Source organism: Sphingomonas naphthae, assembly GCF_028607085.1.
GTDB classification, from domain to species: Bacteria; Pseudomonadota; Alphaproteobacteria; order Sphingomonadales; family Sphingomonadaceae; genus Sphingomonas_Q; species Sphingomonas_Q naphthae.
Map to the genome: position 1 here is coordinate 655,256 of NZ_CP117411.1, position 21,225 is coordinate 676,480.

A 21,225-nucleotide genomic window follows, 5' to 3' on the forward strand; every position below is an offset into this window, starting at 1 on the left:
AAGGGCGGGGGCGGGGGCAAGGTGTCGGAGGCTTTGCGCGGCGGGCGAATCCCTCTATTCCGGCCCCCATGTCCATCACCCTCATCGGCCTCGATGCCGACGACACGCTCTGGCACAACGAGACCATCTTCCGGATGACGCAGGCGCGCTTCGCCGATCTGCTGAAGGACCATGGCGATCCGGCGGTGATCGAGGAGCATCTCGTCACGGTCGAGCGGCGCAACCTGGCGATCTACGGCTATGGCGCCAAGGGCTTCACGCTCTCGATGATGGAGACCGCGCTCGAACTGTCCGAAGGGCGCGTGCCGAGCAAGGTGCTGGCCGAGATCCTCGCCGCCGGGCGCGAGATGATGGCGCATCCGATCGAGCCGCTGCCGGGCGTGGAAGAGGCGCTGGCGGTGCTGGCCGATCAGGCGCGGCTGATCCTCATCACCAAGGGCGACCTGTTCCACCAAGAGCAGAAGCTGGCCGCCTCGGGCCTCGGCCGCCATTTCCACGGGGTGGAGATCGTCAGCGAAAAGACCCCCGAATGCTACACCCACGCCTTCCGCCGCCACGGCGGGGACGTGGCGCAGGCCGTGATGGCGGGCAATTCGGTGAAATCCGACGTGATCCCCGCGCTCACGGCCGGCGCCTGGGCCGCGCTGGTGCCCTATCCGCTCGTCTGGAGGCACGAAGCCGCCGACGCGCCCGCCGACCACCCGCGCTACCGCGAACTGGAAACGCTGGCGGATTTGCCCGGCTGGGTGGCGGAGATCCGCGCGGCGGCGTGAGGCGGCGACTCGCGAACGTCGTTAGTTCCCGTCATGCCGGATTTGTTCCGGCATCCACCTCACCGAACGCGCAGGCCGATGCGCTAGTGGCACGGTGGACCCCGGAACAGGTCCGGGGTGACGGCTCTCAAGTATGAGCTGGTACGCGTCAAAGCCTCGCTCAGCCGCCACCCAGCCCCGCCGCATCCGCCGCCGCGAAATGCGCGATCTGATCGGCATGGGCCTTCGCGAAGGCCGGGCGGGCGGTGGCGCGGGTCATGTAGGCGCGAGCGGTGGGGAAGGGGGTGAGGCCCCCCAGCCGATCGACGAGGCGCAGCACGTCGGCCATCAGGATGTCGGCGATGGAGAAGGGGCCGGCGAGCCATTCGCGGGCGACGAGTATCGCCTCAAGATGCGCCAGCCGCTTGGTGAGGAAGCCGTCGAGCTGCTTCCAGGCAGTGGTGTCCTCCTTCTCGCCCGAGAATTTCAGGATCGACCAGGGCAGGCTGGCCATCTCGACCGAATTGAGCGCCGCGAACAGCCATTCGATCGCGGTGGCGCGCGTGGCCGAATCGGTGGGCAGCAGCGTGTCGCTCCGCTCGCCCAGATGCAGCAGGATCGCGCCGCTCTCGAAGATGGAGAGGTCGCCGTCGGTAAGCCACGGCACCTGCGCGAACGGCTGGTGGGCGAGATGCGCCGCGCCGCGATCGCCAAAGGGCGTGGTCGCCACACGATACGGCAGGCCCGCTTCCTCCAGCGCCCAGCGCACCCGCAGATCGCGGACGTAGCCGCGCGGCGGGTGAGGCACCCAATCGAAGGTGGTGAGGATCAGATCGGGCATATGCGGTCTCCCGTGCGTGGTCGGGGAAACGCGGGGCGGAGGCAACGGTGCCCGGCCCCCGCGTGCGTCCGCGGAACAGTCACGCCACCGTCGCGCGCGCCTTGGCGGTGAGGGCGGCCAGTTCCCCGAACAGCGCGTCGTCGATCGTCTTGAAGTTGAAGCAGGTCTTGCCCTGTCGTCGCTTGGCCAGCGGCTCGGACAGGCCCTCGGCGAGCGTCGGCTGATCGTAGAGCGGGATCAGGTGGTAGGCCACATAGCTCTTCTTGATGGTCACCGTGCCGAACCAGCCGGGTTGGTTCGTCCTGGCATCAATGGCGTGGGTGCGCACGACGAGGTCACCGGCCTCGTCACGGGTGACGTTCTGGTCTCCGGCCGATGCCAGCATGATCGCGCGCAGGCGCCCGTGAACCGCTTCGTAATCCCCCATGATAGACCCTCCCTCACGAGCGGCAGGGCATCATATCGGCGCGGCGGGGTCAACGGCCGCGCGAGACCCGCTACGATCGCTGGCCCAGCACCTCATAGGCGATCACCGCCGTCGCGACGGCGGCGTTGAGGCTGTCGGCCTTGCCGAGCATCGGGATCTTCACCAAGAGGTCGCATTCCGCCTCATAAGCCTCGGGCAACCCCTGCGCCTCGTTGCCGACGAGCAGGAAGGTGGGAGCTTCGTAGCGGGGCGCGCGGTAAGAACCGGTCGCTTTCAGGCTGGTGCCGACGAGCTGGCCGGGGCCGGCGCGCAGCCAGGGCAGGAAATCCTCCCACCGGGCCTGGGCGATACGCTGGGTGAAGAGGGCGCCCATGGTGGCGCGCACCGCCTCGACCGAGAAGGGATCGACGCAATCGTCCACGAGGATCAGCCCGCCCGCCCCCACCGCATCCCCGGTGCGCAGGATCGTGCCGAGGTTGCCGGGGTCGCGCAGCGATTGCGCCACGATCCAGATGCCGGCGGCGGCGCGGTCGATGCGGGCGAGGCTGGTGTCGAACTGGCGATAGACGCCCAGCACCGTCTGCGGATTATCCTTGCCGGAAAGTTTGTGGAGGATGTCGCGGGTGGTCTCGATAGCCTCGCCGCCGGCCTTTTCGGTGGCGGCGACGAGCCGGCGGACGAGCGGGTGGCCGGCGCTGTCGGCGGCGTAGAAGATCCACTGCGGCAGGTGGCCCGCTTCCTGCGCCTCGGCCAGAATGCGCAGCCCTTCGGCGAGGAACAGGCCCTCTTCGCGGCGGTGCCGCTTCTCGCGCAGGTTGCGGACGCGCTTGACGAGGGGGTTTGAGTAAGCGGTGATCTCGCGGGGCATGATCGCCTGTTAGCCGAGCGGCGGGGGCGGGGGTAGGGTGTCCGCAGGATATTGCACCCCAGCCGTTTCCCGATACGGTTGCGGCCATGCAACGATCGCTCCCGTTCCTCGCGCTCCTCGCCCTCGCGGCCACCCCCGCGCAGGCGCAGCCGCCGTTGCAAGTAAAGGTCGAGGCCGTCCTCGCCCAGGCCCCGCTCGGCACCCGTTTCGGCCTGCTGGTCGTCGATGAAGCCGGCCGCGAACTGGTCGCGATCAATCCCGACAGCCGCTTCGTGCCCGCCTCCAACACCAAGATGTTCACCACCGCCGCCGCCTATGCGACGCCGGGCGTGCTGGACGCGACCGCCGGCACCGCGATCCGGCTGGACGGGGAGGGGCGGCGCGTGCCCGATGTCGTGCTGGTCGGCGCGGGCGACGCGCGGCTGTCGAGCGCGAAGGATTGCACGGTCGATTGCCTCGCCACCCTCGCCGACGCGGTCGCCGCGAGGGCGAGACTGGTGGGCGACGTGATCGGCGACGACAGCCTCTACCCCGACGAACGGTGGAGCCCGGGCATGAGCTGGAACAACATCCCGACGCGCTCCGGCACCGCCACCTCGGCGCTCACCCTCGACGACAACGAACTGGTGATGACGGTCACCCCCACAATGCCCGGCAAGCCCCCGATCGTCGATCTCCCGGCCTATTACGCGCTCGACAATCGCGCCACGACCGGCCCCGCCGGCGGGGGCGACCTCGATTTCACCCGCGAGCCCAATGGCGCGCTCGTCCGCCTCACCGGCACCATCGCCGCCGACGCGAAGCCCGAAACCATCCGCCTCGGCATCGACGATCCCGCGCGCTATGCGGCGTGGGTGTTGAGGGCGATGCTGGAGGCGCGCGGCGTGCGGGTCACCGGAAAGGTCGATGTCCGCCACCGGCCCCTCACGGCCGCCGACGACCCCGTCGCGCGCGGCGGTGCGCCCGCCGCCCGCCCGCCGGTGCCCGCGCCGCTCGCCACCCTGCCGCTGCCGCCACTGGCCGAGGATGTCGCCATCACCAACAAGGTCAGCCAGAATCTCCATGCCGAACTGCTGCTGCGCCGCACCGGTCGCATGACCGGATCGGGATCGATCGCGGACGGGCAGGCGGCGGTGCGGGCGATGCTGGGGCAGGCGGGGGTAGGGCGCACTGCTTATGACTTCGCCGATGGCTCCGGCATGTCCAATTACAACCGGGTCGCGCCGCGCGGCGCGGTCGGCCTGCTGCGCTGGATCGCGGGCCAGCCGTGGGGCGCGGCATGGCGCGCCTCGCTGCCGATCGGCGGGGTGGATGGCACGCTCTCCAGACGCTTCCGAGGCACGCCGCTGGAAGGCAAGCTCTTCGCCAAGACCGGCACGCTCAACGCCACCAACGCGCTGTCCGGCTGGCTGACGACGGCGAGCGGCCGGACGCTGACTTTCTCGGCCTTCGCCAACGATGTGCCGGAGGATGGCGGCGCGACGAAGGCGATCGACGCGGCGCTGCTGCTGATCGCGGCAGGGACCTGAGTGGCAGCAGGCTGAGACCGGGGCACCGTTGCGATAGGCCCAACACACCGTTGTCTCCCCGCACCCATTTGTTACGGAACATTGCTAATCGAAACGGGTTCTGCGCGGTGACGATCGTTTCGGTCGCCGTGTTCAGACCATCTTCCCCGATGGCCGCTTAGTCCAAGGACCGGCCCATGCCCTCTCATGATTTCCTGCCCCGTCGCCGCCGTAGCTGGGGCGCGACGATCCTCGGCGCCGTCATCGCCCTCATCGGTCTCGTCCTCGCCGTCGGCGGGGCGTGGCTCGTGGGGGTCGGCGGCTCGGCTTATTATCTGATCGCGGGGCTCGCGATGATCGTGTCGGGCGTGCTGCTCGTGCGGCAGCGGATCGCGGGCGGCTGGCTCTACATCGCCATCTTCGCCGCCACGCTCGTCTGGGCCGTATGGGAAGTGGGCGGCAACCCGTGGGCATTGGTGCCGCGCGTCGTGGCGCCGCTGGTTCTGCTGGTCGCGGTGCTGCTGGTGATGCCGCTGCTCACCCGCGCCGCCAGCCGCTGGCGCTGGGGCGGGGGCGGGGCCGTCGCGGCGGTCGTCGTCGCGGCGATCGCCTTCACCGCCTTGGGCAAGGCGAGCGAGGCGCCCGTCATGGCAGCGCTGCCCGCCGCCAGCGGGATCATGGGCGATCCCTCGCTCCATCAGGCCGGCGCCGACTGGCCCGCCTACGGCGGCAGCTATGCCGCGCGCCGCTTCTCCCCGCTCAGCCAGATCACCCCCGGCAACGTCGCCGGGCTCGAACGCGCCTGGCTGATCCATACCGGAGACATGCCCTCCAACCCGCAGGTCGCCGGCACCTATGGCGCGGAGAATACGCCGCTCAAAGTGGGCGACACGCTCTACGTCTGCACGCCCAAGAACCTCGTCCTCGCGCTCGATCCGGCGACCGGCCGGCAGAAATGGCGCTTCGACCCGAAGGTATCCGACGACGCCATCCCTTATACCGCCGCCTGCCGGGGCGTGAGCTATTACGAGACCCCCGGCGCCGCCCCCACCGCGCCCTGCGCCCGTCGCATCGTGGAGGGCACGCTGGATGCCCGCATCGTCGAGATCGACGCCGCCACCGGCCAGCGCTGCAAGGATTTCGGCGTCAATGGCGAGGTCGATATCAAGCAGGGCATGGGCCAGGTCTCGCCCGGCTATATCTCGATCAATTCCCCGCCCACCATCGTGCGTGGCGTGATCGTCACCGGTCATCAGGTGCTCGACGGGCAGGACCGCTGGGCGCCCTCCGGCGTGATCCAGGCCTATGACGCGGTGACCGGCCAGCAGCGCTGGTCGTGGGACATGATGCGCCCCGATCGCACGCTCCTCAAAGCCGGCGAGACCTATACGCGCGGCACGCCCAACATGTGGACGATCGCCAGCGGCGACGAGCAACTCGGCCTCGTCTACCTGCCCATGGGCAACAGCTCGGCCGATTATTATTCGGGCCTGCGCCGCCCGGCGGAGGACGAATTCGCCACCTCGCTGGTCGCGATCGACGTCGCCAGCGGCAAGCCGCGCTGGCATTTCCAGGCCGTCCGCAACGACGTGTGGGATTATGACTTCGGCAGCCAGGCGACCCTGATCGACTACAAGGGCACGCCCGCGCTGGTCCTGCCCTCCAAGCAGGGCGACCTCTACGTCCTCGATCGCCGCACCGGCCGCCCGCTGACCCCGGTGGGCACCATCCGTGTGCCGCAGGGCGGTGTCGAGCCCGCGCGCCGCCCGGCCACCCAGCGCGTCTCGCTGTGGCAGACGCTGCGCAAGCCCACGCTCACCGAGCGCGACATGTGGGGCATGTCGCCGATCGACCAGATGGTCTGCCGCATCCAGTTTCGGAAGGCGAGCTACCACGGCTTCTTCACCCCGCCCGAGAGCGATCGCCGCTCGATCGAATATCCCGGCTATAATGGCGGCAGCGACTGGGGCGGCATCGCCGTCGATCCGGCGCGCGGCGTGATCGTGGCGAACTACAACGACATGCCGAACTACGTCCGCCTCGTGCCCCGTGCGGAGGCCGACAAGAAAGGCTGGGCACCGCGCGATCAGGCACGCGGCGCGATCGGTGGCGCGGAGGGGGCGGGCGATCCCCAGGCCAACACGCCTTATGCGATCGACGTCAACGCCGGCTGGCGCCTGCCCTTCACCGGCATGCTGTGCAAGCAGCCCCCCTATGGCGGCATCCGCGCGATCGACATCGCCAGCGGCAAGACGATCTGGGATCGCCCGTTCGGCACCGCGCGTACCAATGGCCCGTTCGGCATCCCCTCGATGCTGCCGCTCACGATCGGCGTGCCCAACAACGGCGGCGCGGTGGTCAGCGCCAGCGGCCTGATCTTCATCGCCGCCGCGACCGACAACCTCATCCGCGCGATCGACCTGAAGACCGGCAAGACGCTCTGGACCGACGTGCTGCCCGCCGGCGGCCAGGCCACCCCGATGCTCTACGAAGTCGCCGGCCGCGAATATCTGGTCATCATGACCGGCGGCCACCACTTCATGGAAACCCCGATAGGCGATCAGGTGATCGCCTATGCCTTGCCCAAGCGGGGTTAGGCTGGCCTGAATCGAAACGGGCTCCGGTTGATACCGGAGCCCGTTCTGTTGGCGGGTCGCGGATCGGTTAGATCACAGCCCGTTGGCCGCCTCTTCGACCCGATCGCCCGCGCGGTCGATCGCGGCGCCGGCGCTGTTCGCGGCCTGCGAGGTGGCGTCGCCAGCCTGGGCCGCCTTGCGCTCGGCCACGTCGGAGCCGGTCGCGATCGCCGCATCCACGTCGCTTTCGGCCTTGGCGGCGGTGGCGTTGAGTTCGGCGGCGGTGTTGCTGGCGTCGGCGGCGGCGTTCTGCTGGGCCTGTTTGGAGCAGCCCGCGAGCGCGATCACCAGCGCCAGAGCGGTCAATTTCCGCATCAATATGATCCCTTTGTCATGGGTTCCCCTGTCCCGCCACGGGGCGGGTGCATTTGACGCGAGGGTAACCCGTTGATCCATCCCGCGCAATGCGGCCGGAAATCAGGGCTTCGGCGGCGAGGCGGGCGGCGTCTTGGCGGCATCGCCCACCGGCGTCGGCACGTTTTCGGCGGCCGGGGCCGGCGTGGTCGCGCCATCGGCGGCGGTCGGCACGATCGGGTCGTCGGCGCCGGGGGCTGGGGCTGGGGCCGGGGCAGGGGCGGCGCTGCCGCCGTCCGCCGCGCTGGGCACGATCGGTTCGTCGGCGCCGGCCGGCGTGCCGCCATCGGCCTCGGTCGGCACGATCGCGTCGTCGTCGCCGCCGGCATCCTCCTGATCGAGGATCTGGGCGCGGCGCCCTTGCAGATAGGCCGAGCGCGCGGCCGCATAGGGATCGAGGCTCGATTGCAGGAAGGCGTCGCCGCCGCTTTCGATCAGGTCGGATCGGGCGGAGATGATCTGCACCGCGCGCACCGCCAGCCTCTGTGTGCGCGTCAGGCCGCTGTTGTTGAGCGCGATCACGAACGGATCGGCGAAGAAGGCGACGCCCGATCCGATGCCGTCCCGCATGGTCGACGGGCCGAGCAGCGGCAGGACGAGATAGGGCCCACCGTTGGCGCCCCATACGGCGAGCGTCTGGCCGAGATCCTCGCGTGCGGGCTTCAGGCCCATCTTGCTGGCATGATCGAACAGGCCGCCGATGCCGATCGTGGTGTTGATGACGAAGCGGCCGAGCGTGCGCACCGCACGATCGGGTTTGCCCTGGAGGACGTTGTTGATGAACGACCAGGGCTCGCTGAGATTCGAGAAAGCGTTCGACACGCCCTGCCGCGCTACCTTCGGCGCCACCGCGCGATAGACGCTGGTGACGGGCTTGATGAGCACCTTGTCGGCCGCCTGGTTGACTCCCCAGACGCCTCGGTTGAACTTCTCCAGCGGATCGCGCTCCGCCAGACGATCGGTGCCGACGGTGGCGCAACCGGAAAGGAGCGCGAGCGCCGCTACGGCGGAAAAGCTACGCGCCGAAAGGGTTTTGGTCATGGCCATTTGCCTGCCATAGCCCCCGCCACCGGGCAAGTCGCTTGACCGCATATAAAGACATCTTTATGTCTCAATTTCTATGGTTGCCCCGCTCGCCGTCTTCCGTGCGCTTGCCGATCCGACGCGCCTGCGCATCCTGGCGCTGTTGCGGCAGATGGAGCTGTCGGTCAGCGAACTGGCTCAGGTGCTGGGGCAGAGCCAGCCACGCGTCTCGCGCCATGTGAAGATTCTGGGCGACGCGGGCCTCGCCGATCGCCGCAAGGAGGGCAGCTGGCTGTTCCTGCGGCTCGGCCCGGCGGTGGCGGACGGCGCTCTGTTCGCGGCGATCGACGGGTGGGACGATCGGGTCGCCGATGCCTGGGTGACGGCCGACGCGGCGCGGCTGGCGGCGGTGCGGGCGGATCGCACGGCGGCGGCCGAGGACTGGTTCGCGGCCCATGCGGCGGAATGGGATGCGATGCGCTCGCTGCACGTGGCCGAGGCGGACGTGGAGGCGGCGATCCAGCGCGTGCTGGGCGATCGCCCGGTCGGCCGGATGGTCGATATCGGCACGGGCACGGGGCGCATCCTCGAATTGTTCGCGGGCGAGGCGACGGGCGCGCTCGGCATCGATCGCAGCCCGGAAATGCTGCGGATCGCCCGCGCCAAGCTGGGCGAGGTGGCCGGCGCCGAGCTGCGGCAGGGGGATATGTACGCCCTCCCGATCGAGGATCGGGCGGCGGATACGGTGGTGCTGCATCAGGTGTTGCATTACGCCACCCAGCCCGAGGCGGCGGTGGCGGAAGCGGCGCGGCTGCTCGACGGCGAGGGGCGGCTGCTGGTCGTCGATTTCGCCGCGCACGACCGGGAGGAATTGCGGGTGAAGGACGCGCACACCCGCCTGGGCTTCGACGACGCGCAGCTTGCGGGCTGGATGCGGGCGGCGGGGCTGGAGGCCGGCGCGCCGGTCGAATTGCGCGGCGGCGCACTGACGGTGAAATTGTGGCTGGGCGTGAAGCCGGCCGGAACACGATTGAAGGTGGTATCGGCATGAGTATTTCGGTTGCCCAGCTCGAAGAGGCCCGCCGCGCGCTCGATGCGCCGCTCTATGCGGATCTGTCGGGCGATTTCGACCTGTCCTTCGAATTCTTCCCGCCCAAGACGGAGAAGATGGAAGAGACTTTGTGGGGCGCGATCCGCACGCTGGAGCCGCTGGCGCCGCGTTTCGTCTCGGTCACCTATGGCGCGGGTGGATCGACCCGCGAGCGGACCCATGCCACCGTCGAGCGGGTCGCGCGCGAGACGGGCATCCAGGCCGCCGCGCACCTCACCTGCGTCGCCGCCAGCAAGGCCGACATCGCCGAGGTGGCGGAGGAATATTGGAATGCGGGCGTGCGCCATATCGTGGCGCTGCGCGGCGATCCGCAGGTGGCGGGCACGAAATTCGAGGCGCACCCCGAGGGCTATGCCGGCGCCGCCGAGCTGGTCGAAGGGCTGCTGAAGCTGCACCCGTTCGAGATTTCGGTCGCCGCTTATCCCGAGGCGCACCCGGAAGCGATCAGCCAGCAGGCCGATATCGATCATCTCAAGCGCAAGATGGATGCCGGCGCCAACCGCGCCATCACGCAATTCTTCCATTCGCCCGACACCTTCTTCCGCTTCCGCGATCGCGCGGTGGCGGCGGGCATCACGACCGAGATCGTCCCCGGCATCATGCCCGTTTCCAACTTCGCGGGCATGAAGAGGATGTCGGCGATGTGCGGCACCGATATCCCGGCGTGGATGGGCCATATCTTCGAGGGGCTCGACGATCATCCCGCCGCGCGCCAGCTCGTCGCCGCGACGGTGGCGGCCGAATTGTGTCGCAAGCTCTATGCCGGCGGCGTCCGACAGTTCCACTTCTACACGCTCAACCGCGCCGAACTCGCCTTCGCCATCTCGCACCTGCTGGGCAAGCGGGCGGCGGTGGCCAAGCCGGTCGAAGCGGCGGCCTAAGGAAACATCCCATGCTGACCCCCTCCGCCGCCGCCCGCCGTTTCCGCGAGGAAGCCGCCAAGCGCATCCTCATCACCGACGGCGCCTTCGGCACGATGATCCAGACCTACAAGCTGAGCGAGGCCGACTATCGCGGCGACTATGACCTCGCCGACGATCAGAAGGGCAACAACGACCTGCTCGTGCTGACCCGGCCCGACGTGATCGACGAGATCACCCGCGCCTATCTGGATGCTGGTTCGGACATAGTCTCGACCAACACGTTCAACGCCAACCTCATCAGCCAGGGCGATTATTCGGCGCTGCATCTGGTGCGCGACATGAACCTCGTGTCGGCACAGAACGCCCGCAAGGCGGCGGACGAATATGAGGCGCGCGACGGGCGCCCGCGCTTCGTGGCGGGTGCCATGGGGCCGACCAACAAGACGCTGTCGCTCTCGCCCGACGTTAACGATCCCGGCTTCCGCGCGGTGACGTTCGACGAGGTGAAGGCGATCTACGCCGATCAGGCCGAGACGCTGCTGGAGGGTGGCTGCGACTTCATCCTGATCGAGACGATCTTCGACACGCTCAACGCCAAGGCCGCGATCATGGCGGTGCTGGAATTGCAGGACAAGCTCGGCCGCGAGATCCCGATGATGATCTCGATGACGATCACCGACATGTCCGGCCGCAACCTCTCGGGCCATTCGGTCGAGGCTTTCTGGTACATGATCCGCCACGCCAAGCCGCTGACGGTGGGCCTCAACTGCGCCTTCGGGGCCGATCTGATGCGCCCGCATGTGCAGGTGCTGTCGGGCATCGCCGATACCCTGCTGATGGCCTATCCCAACGCCGGGCTGCCCAACGATCTGGGCGCCTATGACGAGTTGCCCGCCAAGACCGGCGAGCTGATCGCGGAGTGGGTGGAAAACGGCCTGCTCAATGTGGTCGGCGGCTGCTGCGGCACGACGCCGGGGCATATCGCGGCGATGGCGAAAGCCGCCGCCGGCGCCCCGCCGCGCGCGCTGCCGACGCCGAAACCCGCGATGCGGCTGACCGGTCTCGATCCGTTCGAGCTGGCGGCGTGAAAGAATAGGCTGTCATGCTGAACTTGTTTCAGCATCCAGCCATCCCCTCCCACCGCCGCGCCTGTTGCACGATGGACCCTGAAACAAGTTCAGGGTGACGAAGAAGAAAGAGCCAATGGCCACCGCCCCCGAACCCGTCTCCCGCGCCAATTTCGTCAATATCGGCGAGCGTACCAACGTCACCGGATCGGCGGCGTTCAAGAAGCTCATCATGGCCGGGGATTATACCCGGGCCGTCGAGGTCGCGCGCCAGCAGGTCGAGAATGGCGCGCAGGTGGTCGACGTCAACATGGACGAGGGTCTGCTCGACGCCGAGTTCGCGATGACGACCTTTCTCAAGCTGATCGCCGCCGAGCCCGATATCGCGCGCGTGCCGATCATGGTCGACAGCTCCAAGTGGAGCGTGATCGAGGCGGGGCTGAAGTGCGTCTCCGGCAAGCCGATCGTCAATTCGATCAGCATGAAGGAGGGCGAGGAGGCGTTCCTCGCATCGGCGCGCAAGGTGATGGCCTATGGCGCCGCCGTGGTGGTGATGGCGTTCGATACGGTCGGCCAGGCCGACACCAAGGACCGCAAGGTCGAGATCTGCAAGCGCGCCTACGGTCTCCTCATGGGCATCGGCTTTCCGCCCGAGGACATCATCTTCGATCCCAACATCTTCGCGGTGGCGACGGGCATCGAGGAACATGACAATTACGGCGTGGACTTCATTGAGGCGTGCCGCGAAATCCGCGCGCTCTGCCCGCACGCGCATATCTCGGGCGGCCTCTCGAACCTGAGCTTCTCGTTCCGAGGCAACGAGCCGGTGCGCCGGGCAATGCACTCGATCTTCCTCTACCACGCCATCCCCGCCGGCATGGACATGGGCATCGTCAACGCCGGCCAGCTCGACGTGTACGACACGATCGACCCGGAGCTGCGCGAGGCGGCCGAGGACGTCATCCTCAACCGCCCCAACCGCCCCGACAAAGGCTTCGAGACGCCGACCGAGCGGCTGATCTCCATCGCCGAGCGCTTCAAGGGCACCGATGCGGTGGCCGAGAAGGCCGCCGAGGAATGGCGCGGCTGGCCGGTGGTCAAGCGGATCGAACATGCGCTGGTGAAGGGCCTCGACGCGCATGTCGTCGACGATACCGAGGAGGCGCGGCAGGAGATTTTCGCGCGCGGCGGCCGGCCGATCGAGGTGATCGAAGGCCCGCTGATGGATGGCATGAACGTCGTCGGCGACCTGTTCGGCGCGGGCAAGATGTTCCTGCCGCAGGTGGTGAAATCCGCCCGCGTGATGAAGAAGGCCGTCGCCCACCTGCTCCCCTATATCGAGGCGGAGAAGGAGAAGAACGCCGACACGCGCGGCAAGGGGCGCATCATCATGGCGACCGTGAAGGGCGACGTGCACGATATCGGCAAGAATATCGTCGGCGTCGTGCTCCAGTGCAATGGCTTCGAGGTCGTCGACATGGGCGTGATGGTGCCGTGGATGGACATCATCAAGGCCGCGCAGGACAACAATGCCGACATGATCGGCCTGTCGGGCCTCATCACCCCATCGCTCGACGAGATGGTGACGGTGGCGGCCGAGATGCAGCGCAAGGGCATGACCATGCCGCTGCTGATCGGCGGGGCGACCACCTCCAAGGTTCACACCGCGCTGCGTATCGCGCCGGCCTATGCGGGGCCGGTGGTGCATGTGCTGGATGCCAGCCGCGCGGTCGGCGTCGCCTCGACGCTCGTGTCGGATACCCAGCGCGACGCCTTCGTCGAAAAGACGGCGGCCGATTACGAGGCGGTCCGCATCGCCCGCGAGGGCAAGGGGCAGAACGATCTCGCCCCGCTCGCCGACGCGCGCGCCAACGCCTTCCCCTTCATCGAGGCGCAGAAGGCGCCCGCGCCGCTCAAGCCCGGCACGCACGTCTATGAGGATTGGGATCTCGCCGACCTGCGCGACTATATCGACTGGACGCCCTTCTTCCGCGCCTGGGAACTGGCGGGCAATTACCCCGCCATCCTGGAGGACGAGATCGTCGGCGAGAGCGCGCGGAGTCTGTGGGCCGACGCGCAGGAGATGCTCGACACGATCATCGCCGAAAAGTGGCTGACGGCGAAGGGCGTGGCGGGCCTGTGGCCTTGCCGCCGCGAGGGCGACGATATCATCGTCACCTTCGAGGGTGCCGACGTGCCGCTCGCCATGCTCCGCCAGCAGATCAAGAAGCGCGAGGGGCGGCCCAACATGTGCTTGGCCGATTTCGTGTCACCGCAGGGCGACTGGATCGGCGGCTTCGCGGTGACGGCCGGCCACGGCATCGACGCGCATCTGGCGCGCTTCAAGGCGACGCACGACGATTATCGCGACATTCTGCTGAAGGCGCTGGCCGATCGTCTGGCCGAGGCGTTCGCCGAACGCCTCCACCTCCACGTCCGCGCCGATCTGTGGGGCTATGCGGCGGGCGAGCAACTGACCAACGAGGCGCTCATCAAGGAGCAATATCGCGGCATCCGCCCGGCGCCCGGCTATCCGGCCTGCCCGGATCACAGCCTGAAGCCGATCCTGTTCGATCTGCTGAAGGCGACCGACGCGACCGGCATCACCCTGACGGAGAGCTTCGCGATGCTGCCGACGGCGGCGGTATCGGGCTTCTACTTCGGCCACCCCGACGCGGCCTATTTCGGTGTCGCGCGGATCGGCGAGGATCAGGTGGCGGACTATGCCGAACGGCGCGGCGTCGATCGCGATACGGCCGAACGGTGGCTGCGGCCCAACCTGCATTGAGCGGCGGACCGGGCTCGAGGATGAGCTAGCCTCCGCGACTTCACAGCCGTGATGTCGGATCACGGGGCTGTCCTACATGGCTCGTATCTGCCAAGGGGCTGCCGCGACGCCGCCTGCGGCCCGATGACTCGGGCCGGCCGGGGCGGCGATGGACTATCGAGGGTGTCGACATGCTGATCGCGGTGCTGCCGGGGGATGGGATCGGGCCGGAGGTGACGGCCGAGGCCGTGCGCGTGCTGGAAATGGTGTGCGGCGATCGGCTGACGTTCAAGAGCGCGCCCGTCGGGGGCGCGGCCTACAAGGCGTCGGGCCATCCGCTGCCGCCCGCGACGCTCGATCTGGCCAAGCGGGCCGACGCGATCCTGTTCGGCGCGGTCGGCGATCCCGATTGCGACAGCCTGGAACGCGCACTGCGCCCAGAGCAGGCGATCCTGGGGCTCCGCAAGGAACTCGCCCTGTTCGCCAACCTGCGCCCCGCGCGGCTGTTCCCCGAACTGGCCGATGCCTCGGCGCTCCGCCCCGAAGTCGCCAGCGCGATCGACATGGTGATCGTGCGAGAGCTGAACGGCGACGTCTATTTCGGCGAGAAGGGGATGCGCAAGACCGCCTCCGGCCGCCGCGAAGGCTATGACATCATGTCCTATAACGAGGACGAGGTGGCGCGCATCGCCCACAGCGGCTTCCGCACGGCGCAGGCGCGGCGCGGCAAGCTGTGTTCGGTGGACAAGGCCAATGTGCTGGAAACCTCGCAGCTGTGGCGCGACGTGGTGATCGAGATTTCGGCCGAATATCCGGACGTGGAACTCAGCCACATGTATGTCGACAACGCGGCGATGCAGCTGGTGCGCAACCCCGGCCAGTTCGACGTGATCGTCACCGGCAACCTCTTCGGCGACATCCTCTCCGATCAGGCGAGCATGTGCGCCGGCTCGATCGGGATGCTGCCCTCGGCCTCGCTCGATGCGGGCGGCAAGGGCCTTTACGAGCCGATCCACGGCTCGGCGCCCGATATCGCGGGGCAGGGCAAGGCCAATCCGCTGGCGACGATCCTGTCGGCGGCGATGATGCTGCGCTACTCGCTGGGCATGGCCGAGGAGGCCAACCGGATCGAGGTGGCGGTGGCGACGGCGCTGGCCGGCGGCGCGCGATCGGCCGATCTGGGCGGCGCGATGACGACCACGCAGATGGGCGACGCGGTGCTGGCGGCGCTATAGGCCGTTCAACTCCCCGGCGTCACCAGAAACTGCTCGAACCGCCCGTCCTGCCCCAGTTCGGACATGGTCGAGATGTTCAGCTTGCGCTCGCCATAGCTCACCACATACCCCCGCACGACGAAGCCGCCGCGTAGCCGTGGCGCCCCGCGCGTGGCGAAGGCGGTCGGTTCGCCCAGCGAGCCCAGGCTGTCGCGATAATCCGCCTGCACCCCGGCCGTGTAATAGTAATTGGCGTCCTCGGTCAGCATCGCCCGGTCGAGCATGCCCTCGCGCAACTGGTCATACACCTTGCGCGCCATCGCGGTGCGCGCGGTCTCGTCCAGCCCGGTCGAGGCGGTCTTGCGATCGGGGAAGAGGATGTCGCCGATGCCGTCGGCGATGCGGCTTTGCGCGTCGCCGAACCAGGCGTTCACCGCCACCACGATCGCGGCCTTGTCCTCCACGAACACGCGATTGGTGGTGAGGAAGCCGACCGCCTCGCCGCCATGCTCCACCGTCGCCCGCTTCTTCACCTCCGCCAACGTCACGCCCAGCCCGTAATGGGTCGAGGCGCCGTCAGTGAGCTTCACCGCCTGCTCCTGCTCGGCCCAGTCCTTCGCCGGCAGGCCCTTGCGCTCGATCCGGGCGATATCCCATTTGGCGAGGTCGGGCGTGCTCATCGAAAGCTCGCCCGCCGCATAGAGCCAGCCGCTGGCCGGCGGCGTCTCCACCTTCACGGGCCCCAGCGCGGCGCGGGTATAGCCCTGCGGATAGCCCTTGCCCGTCGCCAAATCCTGATCGATCGCATCGATGCCGAGCGGATCGAGCAGCCTGTTCTTCAGGAACGGCACCAGCTCCATGCCCGACAATTTCTCGACGATCAGCCCCGCCACGACATAGCCGGTGTTGGAATATTGCCACTGGCTGCCGGGCTCGAAATCGAGCGGCTTCCTGGCCCAGCGATCGACGATGCCCTGCGGGCTGGTCGGCGTCGCCATCGCCGCGAAGCTGAAATCCTGCGGCCAATAATCCTGCAGGCCCGAGGTGTGCGCCAGCAACTGCCGGATCGTGATCCGATCGCCCCCGGTGATGCCGGGCAGATACTTGGCAATTGTGTCGTCGAGCGAGAGCTTGCCCTCGTCGCGCAGCAGCAGGATGGCGGCGGCGGTGAATTGCTTGGAGACCGAGGCGATCTGGTATTTCGTCTTGATGTCGGCCGTGGCGATCGTTTCCGATTGCTTGCCATAGGCCTTGGCGAAGGCGATCTTCCCGCCGCGCACCACCGTCACCGATGCCGATGGCACCCCCGTCGCGGCCAGCGCCTCGCCGACGAGCGTGTCGACCTGGGCGCTTTCGGCGGCGGTGAAGCTCTGCGCGGCGACGGGCGCGGCGGCGGCCAGCGCGGCGCCGGCGAACAGGCTGGAAACGATCGACAGTCGCACGCGATTCACCCCTCTGGCGGCCAAGGCCCAAGGCCTGCGTGGGTGGCAGATCGGGGGCGTGGTGAACAATCGAAATCGCACAGCCCGCCGAACGCCGCACCAACCCAATATGGTTTCGACACGGTTAACCATTTCGTTAGGGTTTCCGCTCTAGTCGGCTGTACCGATATGACCCAAGGGGACGGGTGGACGTGGACGTAACGCGGCGGTGGACGAGGCCCGGTTCGGGGGCGATGGTGCGGCTGGGGACGATGGCGCTATTCGTCTTCGCGACGGCGCTCGGCGGTATCCTGCTGACCCTCGCGGGGCATCGTATCGCTTCGCTGTGGCTGGCCAACGCCGGGGCGCTCGCGATCGTCCTGCGCAGTCCGCGCCCGGAGCGCGGGGCGCTCTATGTCGTCGGTTTCCTCGCCAACGTGGTCGCCAATCTGGCAGTGGGCGATCATAGCCCGCTCGCCGTCGCCATCGCGGGTTGCAACCTGCTGGAGGTATGGCTGTGCGTCCGCCTGCTCGGTCCGCTCGATCTGGGCGCCGGTACGCATATGACGGTGCCGCACCTGTTCCGTTTCCTCGGCGTCGGGCTGCTCGCGCCGGCGCTCTCGGCGATTCCCGCTGGCCTGTTGCTGGCCTTCGCTTCCGATCAGGCGGCGGGCGCGGTGATGGGGCGCTGGTTCATCGCCGACGCGCTCGGCCTGCTCACCCTCACCCCGCTGCTGCTGTCGGTCCGCCGTTCCGATCTGCTCGCGATCGGCCGGCCGCGCGCCGCGCTGGAGGCGGTGGCGATCATCGGCCTGACCGGCGCGATCACCGCCTTCGTCTTCTGGCAGGAGCCGCGCCCGCTGCTGTTCGTCATCCTGCCGCCGCTGATGCTGGCCGCCTTCCGCCTGCGCTTCGCGGGGACGGGCGCGGCGCTGATCCTGGTGGCGCTGATCGCGACCCCGCTCACCGTGGCCGGCCATGGGCCGATCGCGCACAATTTCGCCGACACGATCGGCCGCATCTGGTTCCTCCAGCTGTTTCTGGCGGTGTCCACCTTCGCGACCGTGCCGATCGCCTCGATCCTGGCCGATCGCGCCCGGCTGATGGCGGAGCTGGTGGCGGGCCAGCACCGCTATCGCGAACTGGCCGACCATTCCAAGGACATGATCGTCCGCATCGGCCCCAACGGCGCGCTGCGCTACGTCTCGCCCGCCTCCCGCCAGGTTCTCGGATTCGAGCCCGCCGAGCTGATCGCGGCGCCCTCGGGCGAATCGGTCCATCCCGACGATCGCCAGCGCGTCATGGCGACGTTCCAGCAGGTGCTGGAGAGGCGCGGCAATCCGGTCTGCACCTTCCGCCGCCTGCACCGCGACGGCAGCTATGCCTGGCTGGAGGCCGCGTGCAGCCTGATCGCCGATCCCGAGACCGGCGAGCCCGTCGAGATCGTCGCCAGCATGCGCAACGTGACGCATCGCAAGGCCAATGAGGAGATGATCGCCGCCGCCACGCAGCGGCTGGCCGACAGCCATCGGCTGCTGACGATGGCGGAGCAGATCGCCGGCATCGGCCATTGGCGGATCGATATCGCCAGCGGCAAGGTCGTCTGGTCGCGCGAGGTGTTTCGCATCTACGGGCTCGACCCGGTCGAGCGGGTCCACATTCCCGATGGCGTCGCCGCCTACGTTCCGGAGGATCAGCCGCTCGTCGAAGCCTATGTGAAGGCGGCGATGGAGGATGGCACGCCCTTCGCCTTCGCCGGTCGCCTCGTGCGCAGCGACGGCGCCGTCCGCCACGTCATGTCGCAGGGCCAGCCCGAGCGCGCGGCCGACGGCACGATCACCGGCGTCGTCGGCGTGTTTCAGGACATCACCGCCGAGGTCGAGGCGCAGGCCGAGCTGATCGCCGCGCGCGACGAGGCGCAGGCCGCCGCCGAGGCCCGCAGCGCCTTCCTCGCGATGATGAGCCACGAGATCCGCACGCCGATGACGGGCGTGCTGGGCATGATCGAACTGCTTCGCTCCGAGCCGCCCGCCGCCGAGCGCGCGCGCTTCTTCGCCAGCCTCGAGCAATCGGCGCAATTGCTGATGACGGTGCTGGACGACGTACTCGATTTCTCGAAGATCGAGAGCGGCCAGCTCACCACCGAGACGGTCGATTTCGACGTGCGCGAGCTAGTGCAGACCACCCTCGACCTGTTCCACAACGCCGCTTCGCGCAAGGGGCTGCTGGTGGCGCTCGACTATCGCGCCGGGCGGACGGCGGCGATGCGGCAGGGCGATCCCACGCGGCTGCAACAGATCGTCTCCAACCTCGTCAGCAACGCGGTGAAGTTCACCGAGAGCGGATCGATCATCCTGCGCGCGGTGCCGCCCACAAGCGGCGATCGCTGGCGTTTCGAGGTGCGCGACACCGGCATCGGCATTTCCCCGGACGTGACCGATCGCCTGTTCCAGCCTTTCATCCAGGCCGACGTCTCCACCACGCGCCGGTTCGGCGGCACCGGCCTGGGCCTTGCGATCAGCCGCCGGCTGGTCGAGGCGATGGGGGGCGTGATGGGTGTCGAGAGCAAGCCGGGCCGGGGATCGACCTTCTGGTTCGAGCTGGACCTGCCCGAAGGCAGCGCCGCCGCCACCCCGATCGAGGCCGAGCCCGTCCTCCCCGCCGGCCGCCCGCTTTCGGTGCTGCTGACCGAGGACAATGAGATCAACCAGCTGCTCGTCTCCACCCTGCTGCGGCGGATGGGCCATTCGGTGCAATGCGCCGCCAATGGCCGGATTGCGCTGGAGGCGGTGCAGCGGCAGGCGTTCGACGTGGTGCTGATGGACGTTCAGATGCCCGAGATGGACGGCCTGGCCGCGACCCGTGCGATCCGCGCACTGGGGGGCGATTTCGCGACCCTGCCGATCATCGCGCTCACCGCCGATGCCTCGCCCGAACGGCGCCGCTTCCACGAGGGCGCGGGCTTCACCGATTTCATGACCAAGCCGGTCCATTCCGCGCTGCTGGAGCGCCGCCTGGCGGCGATCGGCGGGGCGGGGCAGGGGGCGCCGATCGAGGCGCCGCCGCCGGCGCCCTTCGCGGCGGGATCGCCGGCGCTGGTCGATGGCCGCATCGCCGATCTCACAGCCGCCGTCGGCCCTGGAATCGTGGCGCAGATGCTCGACATGCTGGTCGACGAAGCGCGCACGCGCCCGGCCGCCATCCGCGCGCTGGCCCCGGCCGATCCGGTGCGGGCGCGGGCCGAGGCGCACGGCCTGAAAGGCGCCGCCTCCAGCATCGGCGCGATCCCGCTGGCCGAGGCCGCCGCCGCCGTGGAGGATGCCTATGACGATGCCCTGCTGCCCGCGATCGAGGCGCTGGAGGCGGCGGCGGCGATGACGCTCGCGGCGCTCGAAACCCGGCCGAACGGCGGCATGGCGGTGGCGTCATGACCAACGGGTCCGAAGTGATGATCATCGACGACGTCGCCATCAACCGGCTGTTGATGAAGGCGCTGGTCGATCAGCTGGGCGATGCCACGCCGATCCTGTTTTCCAACCCGGTCGAGGCGCTGGCGCGCTGCGAGGTGACCCCGCCCGATCTGGTGCTGCTGGATTATTCGATGCCCGAGATGACGGGGGTGGATTTCATCCGCCGCTTCCGCACCCTGCCGCAATGCGCGGCGATCCCCGTGCTGGTCGTCACCTCGCGCGCCGATCGCGAGACGTTGCTCGAGGTGCTCGACGCCGGCGGCAACGATTTCATCCGCAAGCCGGTGGACGAGGTGGAATTTCTCGCCCGCGCCCGATCGATGCTGAAGCTGGGGCAGGCGAGCCGCGCGCTCTACATGCTGTCGGCCACCGACGAGCTGACCGGCCTCGCCAGCCGCCGCGCTTTCCTCACCTCGCTCGATGCCGAGGTGGACCGCGCCGAACGCTATGGCCAGCAGTTCAGCCTGGCGCTGTTCGACGTGGATCATTTCAAGCGGGTCAACGATACGCTGGGCCACGGGGCGGGCGACGCGGTGCTGCGCTCGCTGGGCGCCGCCGCGCTCCAGATCAAGCGCAAGGCCGATACGATGGGCCGGCTGGGGGGCGAGGAGTTCGGGCTCCTGCTGCCCGGCACGCCGCTGGATCGCGCGATCGAGGCCTGCGAGCGCCTCCGTCGCCAGATCGCGACCCTGCCACCCACCCCGGTCGGCCCGATCACGATCAGCGTGGGCATCGCCGCCTACGAGCCCGGCGAGGGGCTGGAAGCGGTGATGGAATGCGCCGACGCCAAGGTCTATGAGGCGAAGGCCGGCGGGCGCGATCGGGTGGCGTATTGAAGGCAGGCGATGGCCCATGCCCATTCATGAAGCCGGCGCATCACGGCATGCGACCAAGCAGGCCTAA

The 21,225-nt window shown here is 68.6% G+C and carries 16 protein-coding genes; 10 read left to right on the plus strand and 6 right to left on the minus strand.

What is annotated here, in order from left to right:
• Window positions 1-68 precede the first annotated feature (68 nt).
• Entirely contained in the window at window positions 69-773 is a 705-nt protein-coding gene (locus PQ455_RS03100; protein WP_273689106.1) for an HAD family hydrolase, read from the plus strand.
• A 160-nt stretch (window positions 774-933) separates the two neighbouring features.
• Here PQ455_RS03100 and PQ455_RS03105 read toward each other — a convergent pair whose 3' ends face one another.
• The 3 genes from PQ455_RS03105 to PQ455_RS03115 form a co-directional block, all read right to left on the minus strand.
• The gene (locus tag PQ455_RS03105) at window positions 934-1,593 is read right to left on the minus strand and encodes a glutathione S-transferase family protein (protein ID WP_273689107.1); all 660 of its coding nucleotides are present in this window, start codon (window positions 1,591-1,593) and stop codon (window positions 934-936) included.
• A gap of 79 nt (window positions 1,594-1,672) precedes the next feature.
• Window positions 1,673-2,020 carry a hypothetical protein gene (locus tag PQ455_RS03110; protein WP_273689109.1) on the minus strand — a complete coding sequence of 116 codons (348 nt, stop codon included), beginning with the start codon at window positions 2,018-2,020 and terminating at the stop codon, window positions 1,673-1,675.
• 70 nt (window positions 2,021-2,090) lie between these two features.
• On the minus strand, window positions 2,091-2,888 hold the full coding sequence (locus PQ455_RS03115; RefSeq protein ID WP_273689110.1) for a TrmH family RNA methyltransferase: 798 nt from the start codon (window positions 2,886-2,888) through the stop codon (window positions 2,091-2,093).
• 86 nt (window positions 2,889-2,974) lie between these two features.
• Between PQ455_RS03115 and dacB the strand changes: the two genes are divergently transcribed.
• Window positions 2,975-4,417 (plus strand): D-alanyl-D-alanine carboxypeptidase/D-alanyl-D-alanine endopeptidase, encoded by a 1,443-nt coding sequence (dacB, locus tag PQ455_RS03120; RefSeq protein WP_273689112.1) that lies wholly within the window; start codon window positions 2,975-2,977, stop codon window positions 4,415-4,417.
• A gap of 176 nt (window positions 4,418-4,593) precedes the next feature.
• Window positions 4,594-6,993, plus strand: coding sequence for a membrane-bound PQQ-dependent dehydrogenase, glucose/quinate/shikimate family (locus PQ455_RS03125; protein ID WP_273689114.1), 2,400 nt, complete (start codon window positions 4,594-4,596; stop codon window positions 6,991-6,993).
• A gap of 72 nt (window positions 6,994-7,065) precedes the next feature.
• Here PQ455_RS03125 and PQ455_RS03130 read toward each other — a convergent pair whose 3' ends face one another.
• Together PQ455_RS03130 and PQ455_RS03135 are read right to left on the minus strand one after the other, a co-directional pair.
• Complete coding sequence (locus PQ455_RS03130; RefSeq protein ID WP_273689116.1) at window positions 7,066-7,347, minus strand: hypothetical protein; 282 nt, start codon at window positions 7,345-7,347, stop codon at window positions 7,066-7,068.
• 102 nt (window positions 7,348-7,449) lie between these two features.
• Entirely contained in the window at window positions 7,450-8,427 is a 978-nt protein-coding gene (locus PQ455_RS03135; protein ID WP_273689117.1) for an MlaA family lipoprotein, read from the minus strand.
• Window positions 8,428-8,506: 79 nt separating this feature from the next.
• On the opposite strand from PQ455_RS03135, the gene PQ455_RS03140 reads away from it, so the two are divergent.
• The 5 genes from PQ455_RS03140 (at window position 8,507) to leuB (ending at window position 15,452) form a co-directional block, all read left to right on the plus strand.
• Window positions 8,507-9,460 (plus strand): ArsR/SmtB family transcription factor, encoded by a 954-nt coding sequence (locus tag PQ455_RS03140; RefSeq protein WP_273689118.1) that lies wholly within the window; start codon window positions 8,507-8,509, stop codon window positions 9,458-9,460.
• On the plus strand, window positions 9,457-10,401 hold the full coding sequence (metF, locus tag PQ455_RS03145; protein WP_273689119.1) for a methylenetetrahydrofolate reductase [NAD(P)H]: 945 nt from the start codon (window positions 9,457-9,459) through the stop codon (window positions 10,399-10,401). The genes PQ455_RS03140 and metF overlap by 4 nt, the downstream gene beginning before the upstream one ends.
• Before the next feature lie 11 nt (window positions 10,402-10,412).
• Complete coding sequence (locus tag PQ455_RS03150) at window positions 10,413-11,471, plus strand: homocysteine S-methyltransferase family protein (RefSeq protein WP_273689120.1); 1,059 nt, start codon at window positions 10,413-10,415, stop codon at window positions 11,469-11,471.
• Window positions 11,472-11,586: 115 nt separating this feature from the next.
• Entirely contained in the window at window positions 11,587-14,238 is a 2,652-nt protein-coding gene (gene metH / locus PQ455_RS03155; RefSeq protein ID WP_273689121.1) for a methionine synthase, read from the plus strand.
• Between the two features lie 170 nt (window positions 14,239-14,408).
• Entirely contained in the window at window positions 14,409-15,452 is a 1,044-nt protein-coding gene (leuB, locus tag PQ455_RS03160) for a 3-isopropylmalate dehydrogenase (RefSeq protein ID WP_273689124.1), read from the plus strand.
• A gap of 5 nt (window positions 15,453-15,457) precedes the next feature.
• On the opposite strand, the gene PQ455_RS03165 is transcribed toward leuB, so the two are convergent.
• Window positions 15,458-16,873, minus strand: coding sequence for a serine hydrolase domain-containing protein (locus tag PQ455_RS03165; RefSeq protein ID WP_273689125.1), 1,416 nt, complete (start codon window positions 16,871-16,873; stop codon window positions 15,458-15,460).
• Between the two features lie 191 nt (window positions 16,874-17,064).
• On the opposite strand from PQ455_RS03165, the gene PQ455_RS03170 reads away from it, so the two are divergent.
• Complete coding sequence (locus PQ455_RS03170; RefSeq protein WP_273689127.1) at window positions 17,065-20,283, plus strand: ATP-binding protein; 3,219 nt, start codon at window positions 17,065-17,067, stop codon at window positions 20,281-20,283.
• Complete coding sequence (locus PQ455_RS03175; protein ID WP_273689130.1) at window positions 20,280-21,158, plus strand: diguanylate cyclase; 879 nt, start codon at window positions 20,280-20,282, stop codon at window positions 21,156-21,158. The genes PQ455_RS03170 and PQ455_RS03175 overlap by 4 nt, the downstream gene beginning before the upstream one ends.
• The last annotated feature ends 67 nt before the right edge of the window (window positions 21,159-21,225 follow it).

What these genes read in the sequence shown, in the direction of transcription:
- PQ455_RS03100 (WP_273689106.1), top strand. Translation starts at nt 69, where the DNA reads ATGTCCATCACCCTCATCGGCCTCGATGCCGACGACACGCTCTGGCAC.
- PQ455_RS03105 (WP_273689107.1), bottom strand. Translation starts at nt 1,593, where the DNA reads ATGCCCGATCTGATCCTCACCACCTTCGATTGGGTGCCTCACCCGCCG.
- PQ455_RS03110 (WP_273689109.1), bottom strand. Translation starts at nt 2,020, where the DNA reads ATGGGGGATTACGAAGCGGTTCACGGGCGCCTGCGCGCGATCATGCTG.
- PQ455_RS03115 (WP_273689110.1), bottom strand. Translation starts at nt 2,888, where the DNA reads ATGCCCCGCGAGATCACCGCTTACTCAAACCCCCTCGTCAAGCGCGTC.
- dacB (WP_273689112.1), top strand. Translation starts at nt 2,975, where the DNA reads ATGCAACGATCGCTCCCGTTCCTCGCGCTCCTCGCCCTCGCGGCCACC.
- PQ455_RS03125 (WP_273689114.1), top strand. Translation starts at nt 4,594, where the DNA reads ATGCCCTCTCATGATTTCCTGCCCCGTCGCCGCCGTAGCTGGGGCGCG.
- PQ455_RS03130 (WP_273689116.1), bottom strand. Translation starts at nt 7,347, where the DNA reads ATGCGGAAATTGACCGCTCTGGCGCTGGTGATCGCGCTCGCGGGCTGC.
- PQ455_RS03135 (WP_273689117.1), bottom strand. Translation starts at nt 8,427, where the DNA reads ATGACCAAAACCCTTTCGGCGCGTAGCTTTTCCGCCGTAGCGGCGCTC.
- PQ455_RS03140 (WP_273689118.1), top strand. Translation starts at nt 8,507, where the DNA reads ATGGTTGCCCCGCTCGCCGTCTTCCGTGCGCTTGCCGATCCGACGCGC.
- metF (WP_273689119.1), top strand. Translation starts at nt 9,457, where the DNA reads ATGAGTATTTCGGTTGCCCAGCTCGAAGAGGCCCGCCGCGCGCTCGAT.
- PQ455_RS03150 (WP_273689120.1), top strand. Translation starts at nt 10,413, where the DNA reads ATGCTGACCCCCTCCGCCGCCGCCCGCCGTTTCCGCGAGGAAGCCGCC.
- metH (WP_273689121.1), top strand. Translation starts at nt 11,587, where the DNA reads ATGGCCACCGCCCCCGAACCCGTCTCCCGCGCCAATTTCGTCAATATC.
- leuB (WP_273689124.1), top strand. Translation starts at nt 14,409, where the DNA reads ATGCTGATCGCGGTGCTGCCGGGGGATGGGATCGGGCCGGAGGTGACG.
- PQ455_RS03175 (WP_273689130.1), top strand. Translation starts at nt 20,280, where the DNA reads ATGACCAACGGGTCCGAAGTGATGATCATCGACGACGTCGCCATCAAC.